Genomic DNA, 14,965 nt, shown 5'->3' on the forward strand with positions numbered 1-14,965 from the left:
GAGGTGATGCAAAAAATGCTGAAAAAAATCAGTATGACGTGTCTAACACTAATTTTGATGTTTGTATTCTTATTGATTCCTTCTAGCAGTCTAGCTCGTCCAATGCCAAAAGGGAAGCTTGAAAGCACAAGAGAGATGCGCGCGGTATGGATCGCATCGGTTTATAACTTAGATTGGCCTTCAAAGAAAGGACTGCCTGTCAAAGAGCAGAAACAAGAGTTTATTCATTTGTTAGATGAGATCAAAGCGATGAATATGAATGCCGTGATCATGCAAATTAAACCGACAGCAGATGCCTTTTATCCTTCGGCATACGGCCCGTGGTCCGAATATTTGACCGGGACACAAGGGAAAGATCCCGGGTATGACCCGCTTGAATTCATGATCGAAGAAGCTCATAAACGCGGGCTCGAATTTCACGCTTGGTTTAACCCGTATCGAATCACAATGAATCATACCGACCTCAGCCGTTTATCAGCCGATCACCCTGCAAAAAAACATCCAGATTGGACCATTGCGTACGGGAATCAGCTTTATTACAACCCAGGCATTCCTAAAGCTCAGGAGTTCATTGTCGGCGGCATAGAAGAAGTCGTGAAAAACTACGATATTGATGCAGTGCATATGGATGATTATTTTTACCCGAATAAAATAGCCGGTGTGCCGTTTCCAGATCAAGAAACGTATGAAACATATGGAAAAAAGGCATTCACGCATATAGAAGATTGGCGAAGAGATAATGTGAACCAATTGGTCAAGCAAATCAACGACACCGTGAAGAAAGTAAAGCCGTATGTGAAGTTTGGTATTAGCCCATTTGGAGTCTGGCGCAACATAAAGGATGATCCGACTGGTTCAAACACCACAGCAGGGATGACCAACTATGATGATTTGTATGCTGATACAAGAGAGTGGATTCAGCAGCACGATATCGATTATGTCACCCCGCAAATTTACTGGAGCATCGGCTTTCAGGCAGCCGCATACGATGTGCTAACAAAATGGTGGTCAAATGAAGTGAAGGGAGAGCCTGTTCACCTGTACATTGGTCAGGCGACGTATAAAATTAATCAAAACAGTGATCCTGCTTGGTCTGATCCAGAAGAATACTTTCGGCAGATCAAACTGAACAGACAGTCGCCTCTCGTGCAGGGAAGCATGCACTTTAGCCTAAAGGATATCAATCGCAACCCTTTGAATGTCAAAAATCGATTGATAGAAGATGCTTACCGTAAACCGACTCTCATTCCAGAAATGCCTTGGCTTCATCAGAAAGCGCCAAAAAAACCAATCATTCAATCTATTAAAAAGACAGCAGAGGGTGCGGCTTTACAGATCAAAAATGATCCACAATCTACCGCATCCTATTACGCGGTCTATCGCTTGACGACGAAAGGAACATATGAATTGCTGCAAACCGTTAGAAAAGAAGCCGGCACGCTGACATCTGTCAAAAATCTTTCAGTTCATCAGAATAAGAGTGATACTTACAAAGTAACGGCTCTCAATCGACTTCATCACGAAAGCAAGCCTTCTACAATAAAAGTGAGATAACGAAAAAGCATGAATGAGGATTTTCTTCGTTCATGCTTTTTTCTATTATTTTTGTTTTAATATTCTGAATTCAGCCAAGCTTGGCATGAAGCAGCCACTTGATTAATAAATATGATAGAAAAGAGCCAAAGGGGGAAACATGATGGATTTTGAATTAACGAAAGAACAACAAATGATCCGGCAGATGGTCAAAGAATTCGCCAAGGAAGAAATTGCTCCACTCGCTCAAACCATTGATGAACAGGCTGTATTCCCGGTCCAAACTTTTCAAAAAATGGGAGAGCTCGGTTTGATGGGCATCCCTTTTCCAGAGAAATACGGAGGCTCAGGAGGAGATACAATCTCATATGCGCTCGCTGTAGAAGAAATAGGAAAACAGTGTGCCAGTACAGGTCTTAGCTATGCCGCAGCCGTTTCCTTAGGCGCAAGCCCGCTTTATTACTTCGGTACAGAGGAGCAAAAGATGGATCACCTTGTCCCGCTGGCATCTGGAACAGCACTCGGTTCCTTCGGATTAACAGAGCCAAATGCAGGGTCAGATGCAAAAGGGACGAAAACAAAAGCGGTCAAAGACGGACAAGAGTATGTGATTAGCGGGGAGAAGTGCTGGATCACAAATGCCAATTTTGCCAGAACCATTATCGTCACCGCTGTCACGGATCATGATGAGCACGGCCGCCCGATCATCTCCGCCTTCATTGTAGAAAAAGGTCAAAAAGGGCTGTCCATTACAAATCCATACGACAAAATGGGGGTGCGCGGTTCAGATACGGCTGAAATCATTTTAGACAGCGTACGTGTACCAGCACATCATATATTAGGAGACCCAGCCAAAGGCTTCAAGCAATTTTTATATACATTAGACGGGGGGCGCATATCAATTGCTGCCTTATCTGTTGGTATCGCGCAAGCTGCACTAGATGCTTCTCTCTCCTATGCAAAGGAAAGAAAGCAATTTGGGCAGACCCTCTCGTCCTTTCAAGCCATTCAATTTAAACTGGCAGATATGGCGATGCAAATAGAACTTGCTCGACAAATGGTGTGGAAAGCCGCCTGGCTGAAAGATCATGGAAAACCATTTACAAAAGAAGCTGCCTATGCCAAGCTTTTCGCTTCGGAAATGGCGACAAAAGCAAGTCTCGATGCTGTCCAAATTCACGGAGGAACAGGCTACATGAAAGAGTGCGGGGTAGAACGGCTTGTGAGAGATGCCAAGCTCATGGAAATCGGAGAAGGCACCTCTGAAATTCAGCGTTTAGTCATCGCAAGACAATTGTTAGCTTAATCCTGTTATGAAAACGCTTACCATTGATGGAGGAGGAAAATCATGATGTCGATTCATCCACAAACGATCGGCTCCCTATTAAAAGAGAAAAAGGAGCAGCACCCAGCACATGAAGCCATTGTGTATCCAGAACGTTCATTACGTTATTCATACGAAGCGTTTTTTAGAGAGGTCAAGGAAACAGGGAAAGGTCTTATGGCATTAGGGGTTCAAAAAGGGGATCATATCGCCATCATGGCACCTAATGTCCCTGAATGGCTCATGCTGCAATTCGCCTGCGCCTCCATTGGAGCCGTTCTTGTCACCGTGAATACGAACTTTCAATCACAAGAACTCGCTTACTTACTAAAGCATTCTGATAGCAGCATGCTGTTTATCGTTGACGGGTTTAAAGAGACATCATATGTCAGGATGCTTGAAAACCTCATTCCAGAGCTTCAAACAGCTCATCAAGACGAGATCAGTTCATCATCATTTCCATATTTAAAAAGTGTCGTATATATTGGCGAGCACACGCCAAAGGGCATGCGCAGCTGGGACAGTATTCAAGCTGCTGCTAAAAGAATGGAGGATGATGCATGGGAGAAACGAATGGATGAGCTGGCGCCTGATGACGTTATTAATATGCAATATACCTCTGGCACAACCGGCTACCCAAAAGGCGTCATGCTCAGCCATACAAACATCGTCTGCAATGCCAGTCAGATCGCAGATTGCATGAAGCTCACCCATGAAGACCGCATGTGTATCCCCGTGCCGTTCTTTCATTGCTTTGGATCTGTTCTTGGCGTACTTGCTTGTCTCACAAAAGGAGGCACGATCATTCCAATTGAATCTTTCCACCCAGAGCGAGTCCTTCAAACAGTGGAACAAGAGAAGTGCACTGTTCTTCATGGCGTCCCGACAATGTTCATTGCAGAGCTTGATCATCCGAATTTCCACCAATACGATCTGTCCACATTACGAACAGGCATTATGGCAGGATCTCTTTGCCCATCCCATGTGATGAAAGCAGTCATTGAACAAATGGGACTGAAGGAGCTCACGATTGCCTACGGTCAAACCGAAAGCTCACCTGTCATTACCCAAACTAGAACGGATGATTCATTTGAAAGGCGGGTTCAAACGGTAGGTAGGGCACTTCCTCACATCGAGGTAAAAATCACCGCCCCAGGTACGCCGGATGAAGTACCAAGAGGAGAACAAGGCGAGCTGTGTACAAGAGGCTATCATGTGATGAAAGGCTACTATAAAAATGAAGAAGCCACAAATGAAGTCATTGATGAGGACGGGTGGCTTCATACAGGAGATTTAGCAGAGATGGATGAGGATGGCTATGTGAAAATCACAGGACGGCTGAAAGATATGATCATTAGAGGCGGGGAAAATGTTTATCCAAAAGAGATTGAAGACGTTCTTTACACGCATCCAGCCATTCTTGATGCACAGGTTGTTGGTATTCCTGACGAGACCTATGGAGAGGAAGCCGCCGCATTCATTCGGCTCAAACAAGGTCATACGGTGACGATTGAGTCATTAACCAGCTATTGTCAGTCACAAATGGCTCGCTACAAAATTCCAAAATATTTTTTCATCACAGACGAGTATCCGATGACCGCATCAGGGAAGATTCAAAAATTTCGTCTGAAAAAACAGGCGCTTGATCTAATAAAGGAGTGAGGGCAGCGATGTTCAAAAAAGTACTGATCGCAAATCGAGGCGAAATTGCTCGTAGAATTATTCGGACTTGTAAAAGGCTCGGGATCAACACCGTGGCTGTTTATTCAGAGGCAGATCAGCATGCGCTTCATGTGCAAGAAGCAGACAGCGCCTATCTGATTGGAGGAGCGAAAGTATCTGAAAGCTATTTAAACATGGAAGTGATCATCGAGGTTGCCAAGCAGACAAATACAGATGCCATCCATCCTGGATATGGCCTCTTATCAGAAAATGCGGCCTTTGCTGAACGCTGCCGCAGCGAAGGAATTATTTTTATTGGACCATCCGCACAGGTCATTCAGCGAATGGGGAATAAAATTGAAGCGAGAAAAACGATGGACCATGCGGGGATTCCCATTGTACCAGGCGTTTCAGCCCCGCTCCATGACGCAGAAGAAGGAGTCAGTAAAGCCCAGTCACTCGGTTATCCGATCATGCTCAAGGCATCAAGCGGAGGCGGGGGAATTGGCATGCAGCTTGTGCGAAATGACGAGGAGCTGCATAAAGCTTTTGAAGGAAATCAAAAAAGAGCGCAAAGTTTTTTCAACGACGGGACGCTTTATATGGAAAAGGTCATTGAAGACGCGCGGCACATTGAAATTCAAGTCCTTTTTGATTCCTTCGGCCATGGGGTTCACTTATTTGAGCGCGACTGTTCACTCCAAAGAAGACACCAGAAAATCATCGAAGAAGCACCTGCCGCCTGTCTCGATGAATCAGTGAGACAACAGATGGGACAAATGGCCGTCAAAGCAGCCAAAGCCATTGGCTATGAAAACGCAGGGACGATTGAATGTTTAGTCGATCAAAACCAACAGTTTTATTTTCTAGAGATGAACACGAGATTACAAGTAGAGCACCCTGTCACAGAAGAAATTACAGGTATTGATCTTGTCGAGGAGCAGCTGAAAATCGCTGCATCAGAGCCGCTTTCCTTCATTCAGGAGGATATTCATCAAATTGGGCATGCCATCGAGGTCAGAATCTATGCGGAGGACCCCGTTACCTTTTATCCGTCACCAGGAACAATCACTCGGCTATTTATGCCAGAAGCTCCCTATATACGCCATGAATCAAGTGTGACAAGCGGGAGCGTCATTACCCCATATTACGATCCAATGATTGCGAAGATGATTGTTTACGGTGATACACGAAAACTTGCAATAGAACGATTAAAAAAGGCGTTACAAGCATATGAAATAGAAGGGATCAAAACCAACTTACCGCTTTTAAGGGAAATGGCTGGATCTTCTGCTTTCTTACATGGCAGCATCACAACCGATTTTCTCATGAAAAAAAGGGAGGGGAACCGTTCATGAAAATGGTCACGATACAAATGGCCGGAAACTTATGGAAGCTTCTTGTGAAACAAGGCGATGAAGTGCAAAAAGGGCAGGAGGTCGCTATCTTGGAATCAATGAAAATGGAGATTCCAATTGTTGCAGAAGAGGCTGGTGTCATCAGCAAAGTGTATAAGGCAGAGGGGGAATTTGTCGATGAAGGAGAGGTCCTTCTAGAGCTGACAGAATAGGAGGGAGCGAGATGGCATTACCAAAGCGTGTACTTATCAGAGAGGTCGGCCCGCGGGACGGACTGCAAAATGAATCCACTTGGCTGGACACAAGCGAGAAGCAAAGGTGGATTGAACTGCTCACAGCAGCCCGGCTCCCTTATATTGAAGTCACCTCATTTGTTCATCCTAAATGGGTCCCAGCCTTAAAAGACGCCAAAGAGTTAGCTCAATCCTTACACAAAAATGACAACATCACCTATGCAGCACTCATTCCTAATGAAAAAGGCTTGGCTCACTTTTTTGAAGCAAATCTTGACGCAGGCGCTATGTTTATCTCTTCGAGTGAAACACATAACAAAAAAAATATGAATCAATCCATCCACGAAACACTTCCTGTCATCAAACAAATGACAGCTGATTTAAAAGCAGCAGGAAAGATCACGCGCGCATATATTTCTACCGTGTTTGGCTGCCCTTATGAACATCAAGTGCCAATGGATCAAGTTCTGCGGTTAACGGATATTCTGCTCTCTTATGGCATTGATGAAATATCACTCGGCGACACCATTGGAGAAGCCCATCCGCTTCAAGTAGAAAGGCGATTAGACATTTTACTTGAACGTTTTCCTGCTGATAAAATCGCTCTACATTTTCACGATACGAAGGGGATGGGTCTTGCCAATATTTATACGGCATTAAAAGCGGGAATCACAACATTTGACTCCTCTAGCGGCGGGCTTGGCGGCTGCCCATATGCACCTGGCTCTAGCGGAAATGTCGCGACAGAAGATGTAGTGCATATGCTTCAAAAACTAGGAACCGAAACCAATATCGATTTTCCTGCATTGATAAAAGCGGCAGAATGGATCGAAACAAAAGTAGATCGAACCCTGCCTAGTCATTGTTTACGTGCTTTTCACTCTCATACTACTTCATAAAGGATGAATGTGACATGACATCATTGGTTAATTTTATGATACAAGATGAACGGATTGGGATCATGACCTTAAACAGGCCGAAACAAGCGAATTCCCTATCCGCTGCGATGCTTGAGGAGATCAATCAAATCATTCAAGAAATCAAACACGATGAAAGCATCCGCTGTCTGCTCATTACAGGAGCTGGTTCTAACGTCTTTTGCGCAGGAGCTGATTTAAAAGAGCGACGATTGATGACAGAAGAAGAAGCAAAAGCGGCGGTTCTGTCGATTCAGCAAACCTTTACAGAAATTGACTCCCTTCCTGTGCCTGTCATTGCCGTGATGAATGGACACGCACTCGGCGGAGGCCTTGAGCTCGCACTGGCTTGTGATCTTCGCATCGCACGAGCCGGAGCAAGACTCGGCCTGCCAGAAACTGGACTAGCCATCATACCAGGAGCCGGAGGAACCCAGCGGCTTCCGCGCCTGATTGGACTCGGTAAAGCAAAAGAACTGATTTTCACAGGTGGTTCATTACAAGCTGAAGAAGCCATTCAAATCGGGTTGATTGAGCACCTCTCTTTAGCAGATTCTCTTATGGATGACGCCATTTCTCTCGCAAAACAAATCGCCAAAAACGGTCCAATTGCTTTAAAAGAAGCGAAACAAGCGATTCAAATGAGCCTTGATCATGATTTACGTACAGGTCTGATGAAGGAATACGAAGCCTATGTACGGCTCATTGATACAGAAGATCGAATGGAGGGACTTCAAGCTTTCCAAGAAAAACGAACGCCTCATTACAGAGGCAACTAGCAAGAAAGGGGAATGGGCATGATCGAAGAATATGAAGTGAAAAAACAGCGGATTGTAAAAGGAGGAGCCGAACGATACCATCAAAAAAACAAAGAAAAAGGAAAATTGTTCGTCCGTGACCGGCTCCAGTTGTTATTAGATGAGGATTCTTTCATTGAGGATGCCATGTTTGCCGAGTGTAAAGATCAACATTTACCAGCAGATGGGGTTGTCACAGGGACGGGGCGGATGAATGGGCAAACAGTTTGCGTCATGGCGAATGATTCTACCGTCAAAGCTGGATCATGGGGCGTCAAAACGGTAGAAAAAATCATTAGAATCCAAGAAACAGCGGAAAAGCTCAACTGCCCGATGCTGTATTTAGTCGATTCTGCGGGTGCAAGAATCACCGATCAAATTGCCATGTTTCCAGGCAGAAGGGGCGCGGGGCGCATTTTTTATAACCAGGTGAAGCTGTCTGGACGTATCCCGCAAATTTGTTTACTATTTGGTCCTTCTGCGGCAGGAGGTGCTTACATTCCTGCTTTTTGTGACATCGTCGTTATGGTCGAAGGGAATGCCTCGATGTATTTAGGCTCTCCGAGAATGGCCGAAATGGTGATTGGAGAAAAAGTATCACTAGAAGAAATGGGCGGGGCAAACATGCACTGCAGCATTTCTGGATGTGGTGATATTTTAGCTAAAACAGAGGAAGAAGCCATTCAAATCGCTCGCGACTATTTAACCTACATGCCTGCCAACTATACAGAGAAACCAAAACGGGCAGCCGCAAAAGCACCTCAGCCATCTGAGTTGACCATCCAAGACCTTATTCCTAAGGGGCAGAATACCCCTTTTGATATGTATCAGCTCATTGATTTACTCATTGATGAAGGGTCATTTTTTGAAATCAAAAAACTGTTTGCCGCGGAGCTGATTACAGGCTTTGGCCGCATGAATGGTCAGCCTGTTGGTCTTATTGCCAACCAGCCTAGGGTGAAAGGCGGGGTGTTATTCCATGACTCAGCTGACAAAGCCGCCAAGTTTATTCAGCTATGTGACGCCTTTCATATCCCGCTCCTTTTTCTTGCGGATATACCGGGATTTATGATTGGAACAAAAGTGGAACAAGCCGGCATTATTAGACACGGGGCGAAAATGATCTCCGCTATGTCAGAGGCCACTGTTCCGAAAATATCGGTCATTGTGCGTAAAGCATACGGTGCAGGGTTATATGCAATGGCAGGGCCAGCGTTTGAACCAGACTGCTGTCTTGCTCTTCCATCGGCGCAAATTGCTGTCATGGGGCCAGAAGCGGCTGTGAATGCTGTCTATGCGAATAAAATTGCCGAGCTGCCTGCCGAAGAGAGAGCTGCATTTATACAAGAGAAACGTAAGGAATATCAGGAAGATATGAATATATATGAGCTTGCCTCTGAAATGATTGTCGATGGCGTCATCCCGTTTGACCACCTGCGAGCTGAGCTTTGTCATCGATTACAAGCCTATTCCTCAAAAGAGATGACATTTACAAGACGAAAACATCCGGTCTATCCGGTCTAAAGGGGGCATCCTTATGATGAACCTGAAACCAGCATGGGTACCGGAAGAGCAGAAGGTCAAACATACACGTCTTTACAAATGGATGCACTCACTTGGTTTCTCTACTTATGAAGCATTCTACGAAGCTAGTATTGAGCGGACCGATTGGTTTTGGAGAGAAGCTGAAAAGGCGGTCGGCATCAAGTGGAAGGTGCCATATGAAGCCGCATTAGGGCAAGATTCATTCATGTGGCCGAAGTGGTATAAAGGCGGTCAACTAAACGTGACCGAAACGGCCGTGGACAAATGGGCAGAGAACGAAGAGACACAGCATCAGCCAGCCGTGATTTGGAGAAATGAAGTTGGGGCTGAGAGGAGATGGACGTATCTCAAACTTCAGGAAAAGGTTAATCGCCTCGCTGCTGGTTTTTTGAAGAATGGGCTTCAAAAAGGAGATGTGGCGGTCATTTATATGCCGATGCTTCCTGAAACGGTCGCTGTCATGCTAGCCTTTGCAAAAATTGGTGTCATCTTTAGCCCCGTCTTCTCCGGATATGGAAGCGAGCCTCTTGCCGTGCGTATTCGTGCGGCAGGTGCAACCATTGTCGTCACAGGCTCCGACATGACGCGACGCGGGAAGACGATCAATATGCGGGAATGTGCGGCAGATGCGATTCACAAAACAGACACTGTCAAAACCGTCATTGTACACACTCCCTCTCATACTGAATATGAAGGAGATATCAGGCTAAACGATTTGTTAAAAGAAGATCCGATAAGTGAAACGACCTATCTCACAAATGAAGAGCCTCTCATGATCTTATACACTTCTGGAACAACTGGTACGCCAAAAGGAGCTGTCCATACACACGCAGGCTTCCCTGTAAAAGCTGCTTTTGACGCCGGTCTTTGTATGGACGTTGCAAAAGGAGACCGTTTGTTTTGGCTCACAGACATGGGCTGGATGATGGGGCCATTTCTCGTCTTTGGCGGCTTGATCAATGGAGCTGCAATCGTTTTATATGACGGTGCACCCGATTATCCTGATGAACAGCACCTCTGGTCATTCATCCACGAGCAAAAAGTCACCCATTTTGGACTTTCACCTACTTTTGTTCGGTCTGCGATGCAGCAAAACCTTTCAGGTATTCAGCTGCCGCATGTCAAAGCCATCATTTCTACAGGTGAACCGTGGAATGAAGCACCATGGCAATGGCTTTTTGACAAAATCGGTCAAAAGCATATTCCGATCCTAAATTATTCAGGGGGAACAGAGGTCTCTGGTGGAATTGTAGGAAGTACGCTGCTTCGCCCAATCAAACCAGTTCTTTTTAATGCGGCGATCTTAGGAATGGCGGCAGATGTGTATAATGAAGCAGGTCAGAGCGTCATAAATGAAGTAGGAGAACTTGTTTTGAAAAAGCCATGGGTCGGCATGACATGTGGTTTTTGGAAAGATCCGGGGCGATATGAAGACACGTATTTCAGACGATTTGATGGGGTGTGGACACATGGGGATTGGGTGATGCAATCAGCGGATGGCACATTCCATATCACGGGCAGATCGGATGATGTCATTAATTCAGCAGGAAAACGTGTCGGTCCAGCAGAAATTGAATCCATTCTTGTCGGACATCCAGCCGTACACGAGGCAGCTGTAATTGGGGTAAAGGATGAGGTGAAAGGGGAGGCACTCGTGTGCTTCATCGTGACTAGCTCACAATCTTGTGACGAAGCAAAACTGATTCGAGAGCTCAAAACACATGTTGGTTCACACGCGGGAAAAGCTCTCATGCCAAAGGAAATTCATCTCATTTCAACTTTACCGAAAACAAGAAACGGAAAAATCGTCCGGCGTTTATTAAAAGGAGCCTATGAACAGCAGCCTTCACTAGATCTTTCTTCTTTAGAAAACCCTCATGTGTACAAAAGCATTTGCGAATACTTGAAACGGAAACAGAATCCATAAAAAAAAGACAGGAGAGTGTCCTGTCTTTTTCTATTGCACATGAAAATTCGTGCCATCTGTTGTTTCTTTGACAATCCCTGCCCGAACGACAAAATCACCGAAATGTTCTTGGTCTTCTCGTTCTTTTGCATAGCGAGGGAGCAGAGAGCCAAGCTCGTTTAAAATGTCTTCCTCACCAACATTTTCACGGTACAGCTTACTTAATCTGCTGCCATCAAACGCAGCGCCAAGATACATGTTGTATTTGCCAGGTGATTTGCCGATAAAGCCAATTTCACCTAGCGCATGGCGGGCACATCCATTTGGACATCCAGTCATTCGAATCGTGATTTCTTTATCACTTAAGCCGTTTTCTTCGACAATCTCTTCAATTTTGTCAATCAAGCGTGGAAGGTAGCGTTCTGCTTCTGCCATCGCTAAGCCGCATGTTGGAAGAGAAACACAGGCCATTGAACTGCGGCGCAGTGCAGAGTGCTGCTGGCCATCTGATAAACCGAACTCCTGAATGAGCTGCTCGATTTGTTTCTTTTTATGAGAAGTGACATTTCCAATGATCAAATTTTGATTCGCTGTTAAGCGGAAGTCACCTGTATGAATCTTTGCTATTTCACGAATGCCCGTCATCAGCGGATAATCATCATAATCTGTGATGCGTCCGCCTTCTACAAACATCGTATAATGCCATCTGCCATTGATGCCTTTTACCCAGCCATAGCGGTCTCCGTTATGATCAAAGCGATAATCTCTTGCGTCTAAAAGGGCAAATCCTAGGCGGCGTTCCAGCTCTTCTTTTACATTCTCAAGACCAAGGCGGTCCACTGTATATTTAAAGCGGGCGTTTTTTCGCACCGAACGGTTTCCATAGTCACGCTGAATGGTAATCACTTGTTTCGCAATCTCTACAACTTGTTCCGGTGTACAAAAGCCAATCACTTTTGCAAGCTGAGGATAGGTCGCTGTATCACCATGCGTCATGCCCATTCCACCGCCAATTGCGACATTAAAGCCGATCAATTGCTCATTTTCGATGATCGCAATGAAGCCTAAATCCTGCGAAAAGACATCAATATCGTTAGCAGGAGGGACCGCCACACCAATTTTGAATTTTCTTGGCAAATAAAGCGGACCATACATCGGCTCAACCTCTGTATCAGGCGTTGCCGCAACCTTTTCCTCATCAAGCCAAATTTCATGATACGCTCTCGTTTGCGGAAGCAGGTCATCACTTAATTTTTTGGCCAGCTCGTATACATCATGGTGCACTTCTGATTGATAGGGGTTTGATGTACACATCACATTCCGGTTCACGTCGCCGCAAGCAGCAATTGTATCAAGCATAGTCGAATGGATGTCTTGAATGGTCTTTTTCATATTCCATTTTAAAATACCGTGAAGCTGAAAGGTTTCACGAGTAGTCAGCTTTAACGTACCGTTTCCGTATTTGTGAGCAAGCTCATCCATCACTAGCCACTGCTTGGATGTGGCGATTCCGCCAGGCAGGCGTACGCGCAGCATAAATTGATAGGCTGGCTCAAGCTTTTGTTTTTGCCGTTCATTTCTGAGGTCTCGATCATCCTGTAAATAGCTGCCGTGATGCTTCATCAGGCGGTTGTCATCATCAGGAATTCCCGCTGAAATCGGATCAAGCATCACTTCTTTTAACGTACCCCGTAAATAATCACTTTTTTCTTTGATTTCCTCTACGTCGCTCGGAGGTCCATCCGGCGCTGTTAATGCTGTCTTCACCATGTCGTAAAAACTCCTTTCTTTCAAGCATCAAATCCATCAATATACGTCACGCTGATAGCGTTTTTGCTGCTGCAAATTGGCTAAATAGCTTTCTGCTTTCTCCTTACTCATCGCACCTTCTTCTTGGATGATCGATAGAAGGGTACCATGAACATCATGCGCCATATGTTTTTCATCTCCGCAGACATATACATAGGCACCTTGCTCCAGCCATTCGAATAATTCTTTACTTTGTTTCTTCATTTGGTGCTGGACATATACTTTTTCCTCTGAATCTCTTGAAAAAGCCACATCCATTTTCGTTAAGACACCATCTTTTAACCACTTTTGCCATTCAGTTTGATATAAGAAATCCGTCACAAAGTGCTGATCACCGAAGAATAGCCATGACTTTCCGTTTGCACCGATTTCTTCTCGTTCCTGCATAAACGAACGGAAAGGAGCGATACCTGTGCCTGGTCCCACCATAATGATCGGTGCATCAGGGTTTTCAGGAAGCTTAAAGTTTTGGTTGTGCTGGATATAAACAGGCAGTGTATCACCTGGCTCTAAGCGCTCCGCACATAAGATGGAGCAGACACCTTGCCGTTCTCTCCCGTGTGCATCATATCTCACAGCACCTATTGTCAAATGAACTTCTTCTTCATTGGCTTTCAGGCTGCTTGCAATCGAATAAAGGCGTGCAGGGATTTTTCTTAAAATAGCGGTGAAATCTGCGGCTGTTCCTTCAAAAGGACCAAAATCGCGCGCAGCATCTACTAGATCTCTTCCTGCTATATACGCTTTTAACTTTTCTTCATTCCCTTCTTCTAAAAGGGCATGGAGGGCTTCACTTTTTGTAAAGTCCGCCATCTTTTGAAGAAGGGGTTTTGTTAATACTGTAATCTCAAAGTGCGAGGTGAGTGCTTCTTTCAAAAGAAGAGTGTCACCATTTTTATGCACGGTTACGGCTTCCTCTGCATTCCATCCGCATGTCGTGAGCAGTTCATCAACAAGCGCAGGATCATTTGTTGGATAAATACCAAGACTGTCACCCGGCTCATAAACAAGTCCTGATCCTTCAAGAGAGAGCTCCAAATGGCGGGTTTCTTTGTTAGAGCCGCGGCCATTTAGGTTGATATTTTCAAGAACTTCCGCATAAAAAGGATTCGTTCTTGAGTATTCAGAAGCTGCTGTTTGGTTGGTTGCTCCTGCTGATTCTTGCGGGAATGCTGCGGCTTCACCTTCGCTAAGTGCCGATGTCACCCCTTGAAGCCATTCAGAAAACGGCTCATCATAATCAAGGTCACAATCCACTCGGCCTATAAGACGCGTTCCGCCAAGTTCTTTGAGGCGCTCATCAAATTCTTTTCCAGTCTGACAGAAGAATTCGTAAGAGCTGTCGCCAAGCGAAAGAACAGAAAAGCTTAAATGATCGAGCTTTGGCGCACGTCTACCATGAACATATTCATGGAAAGAAAGGGCATTATCAGGCGGATCTCCCTCGCCATGTGTGCTGACGATCATCAGTAAATTGTGTATTTTTTTCAGATTATTTGGTTTAAAATCTGACATAGAAGAGAGCGTCACTTGAAAACCTTTCTCCTCGAGATGCTGCGCTGCCCTTTTCGCTAATCCTTCAGAATTGCCTGTTTGCGAGCCATAAAGTACGGTCACATCTTTACTGACAGGCTGCGCAGGGGCTGCGGCAGAAGGAGTAGGGGCCAGAGCGGCCGTTTCTGATCCGGCTAGAGCTGCCTGTGCTGATAAATAACCGGTAAGCCAAATTTTTTGTTGATCTGTTAAAGTCGGAAGCAGCTGATTGAGTAGCTCTGCCTGCTGCTGACTAAACGGACTGTTCAATACATGAAGTTGCAACGATATCCACCTCACAAGGAATATAAACATAGATTAATTCGATAGGAATTATATATATAGGTT

At 45.2% G+C, this 14,965-nt stretch carries 11 protein-coding genes; 9 read left to right on the forward strand and 2 right to left on the reverse strand.

Annotated elements, in window-relative coordinates:
• The first annotated feature begins 15 nt into the window (after window positions 1-15).
• The 9 genes from ACSSTM_RS02625 (at window position 16) to ACSSTM_RS02665 (ending at window position 11,296) form a co-directional block, all read left to right on the forward strand.
• A complete protein-coding gene (locus ACSSTM_RS02625; protein WP_420734904.1) occupies window positions 16-1,554 on the forward strand; it encodes a glycoside hydrolase family 10 protein in 1,539 nt (512 codons plus the stop codon).
• Between the two features lie 142 nt (window positions 1,555-1,696).
• Window positions 1,697-2,839: an acyl-CoA dehydrogenase family protein gene (locus ACSSTM_RS02630; RefSeq protein WP_420734905.1), complete on the forward strand. Its 1,143-nt coding sequence runs from the start codon at window positions 1,697-1,699 to the stop codon at window positions 2,837-2,839.
• Window positions 2,840-2,881: 42 nt separating this feature from the next.
• Window positions 2,882-4,519, forward strand: coding sequence for an AMP-binding protein (locus ACSSTM_RS02635; protein WP_034660852.1), 1,638 nt, complete (start codon window positions 2,882-2,884; stop codon window positions 4,517-4,519).
• Window positions 4,520-4,527: 8 nt separating this feature from the next.
• Window positions 4,528-5,877 carry an acetyl-CoA carboxylase biotin carboxylase subunit gene (locus ACSSTM_RS02640; protein ID WP_095285246.1) on the forward strand — a complete coding sequence of 450 codons (1,350 nt, stop codon included), beginning with the start codon at window positions 4,528-4,530 and terminating at the stop codon, window positions 5,875-5,877.
• Window positions 5,874-6,089 (forward strand): acetyl-CoA carboxylase biotin carboxyl carrier protein subunit, encoded by a 216-nt coding sequence (locus ACSSTM_RS02645; RefSeq protein WP_034660850.1) that lies wholly within the window; start codon window positions 5,874-5,876, stop codon window positions 6,087-6,089. Before ACSSTM_RS02640 ends, ACSSTM_RS02645 begins: the two co-directional genes overlap by 4 nt.
• A gap of 11 nt (window positions 6,090-6,100) precedes the next feature.
• Entirely contained in the window at window positions 6,101-7,009 is a 909-nt protein-coding gene (locus ACSSTM_RS02650; protein ID WP_034660849.1) for a hydroxymethylglutaryl-CoA lyase, read from the forward strand.
• 14 nt (window positions 7,010-7,023) lie between these two features.
• A complete protein-coding gene (locus ACSSTM_RS02655; protein ID WP_340876092.1) occupies window positions 7,024-7,806 on the forward strand; it encodes an enoyl-CoA hydratase in 783 nt (260 codons plus the stop codon).
• Window positions 7,807-7,824: 18 nt separating this feature from the next.
• The gene (locus tag ACSSTM_RS02660) at window positions 7,825-9,348 is read left to right on the forward strand and encodes an acyl-CoA carboxylase subunit beta (protein WP_095285243.1); all 1,524 of its coding nucleotides are present in this window, start codon (window positions 7,825-7,827) and stop codon (window positions 9,346-9,348) included.
• Window positions 9,349-9,361: 13 nt separating this feature from the next.
• Window positions 9,362-11,296: an AMP-binding protein gene (locus ACSSTM_RS02665; RefSeq protein WP_095285242.1), complete on the forward strand. Its 1,935-nt coding sequence runs from the start codon at window positions 9,362-9,364 to the stop codon at window positions 11,294-11,296.
• A 30-nt stretch (window positions 11,297-11,326) separates the two neighbouring features.
• Here the strand turns inward: ACSSTM_RS02665 and cysI are convergent, their stop codons facing one another.
• The gene (gene cysI / locus ACSSTM_RS02670; protein WP_106037707.1) at window positions 11,327-13,045 is read right to left on the reverse strand and encodes an assimilatory sulfite reductase (NADPH) hemoprotein subunit; all 1,719 of its coding nucleotides are present in this window, start codon (window positions 13,043-13,045) and stop codon (window positions 11,327-11,329) included.
• 36 nt (window positions 13,046-13,081) lie between these two features.
• Complete coding sequence (locus ACSSTM_RS02675; protein WP_187704542.1) at window positions 13,082-14,902, reverse strand: assimilatory sulfite reductase (NADPH) flavoprotein subunit; 1,821 nt, start codon at window positions 14,900-14,902, stop codon at window positions 13,082-13,084.
• Window positions 14,903-14,965 lie beyond the last annotated feature (63 nt).

The organism is Bacillus sp. RK1064, assembly GCF_051488405.1.
Taxonomy (GTDB): Bacteria; Bacillota; Bacilli; order Bacillales; family Bacillaceae; genus Bacillus.

Coding starts and splice junctions, on each gene's coding strand:
- ACSSTM_RS02625 (WP_420734904.1), top strand. CDS start 16: ATGCTGAAAAAAATCAGTATGACGTGTCTAACACTAATTTTGATGTTT.
- ACSSTM_RS02630 (WP_420734905.1), top strand. CDS start 1,697: ATGGATTTTGAATTAACGAAAGAACAACAAATGATCCGGCAGATGGTC.
- ACSSTM_RS02635 (WP_034660852.1), top strand. CDS start 2,882: ATGATGTCGATTCATCCACAAACGATCGGCTCCCTATTAAAAGAGAAA.
- ACSSTM_RS02640 (WP_095285246.1), top strand. CDS start 4,528: ATGTTCAAAAAAGTACTGATCGCAAATCGAGGCGAAATTGCTCGTAGA.
- ACSSTM_RS02645 (WP_034660850.1), top strand. CDS start 5,874: ATGAAAATGGTCACGATACAAATGGCCGGAAACTTATGGAAGCTTCTT.
- ACSSTM_RS02650 (WP_034660849.1), top strand. CDS start 6,101: ATGGCATTACCAAAGCGTGTACTTATCAGAGAGGTCGGCCCGCGGGAC.
- ACSSTM_RS02655 (WP_340876092.1), top strand. CDS start 7,024: ATGACATCATTGGTTAATTTTATGATACAAGATGAACGGATTGGGATC.
- ACSSTM_RS02660 (WP_095285243.1), top strand. CDS start 7,825: ATGATCGAAGAATATGAAGTGAAAAAACAGCGGATTGTAAAAGGAGGA.
- ACSSTM_RS02665 (WP_095285242.1), top strand. CDS start 9,362: ATGATGAACCTGAAACCAGCATGGGTACCGGAAGAGCAGAAGGTCAAA.
- cysI (WP_106037707.1), bottom strand. CDS start 13,045: ATGGTGAAGACAGCATTAACAGCGCCGGATGGACCTCCGAGCGACGTA.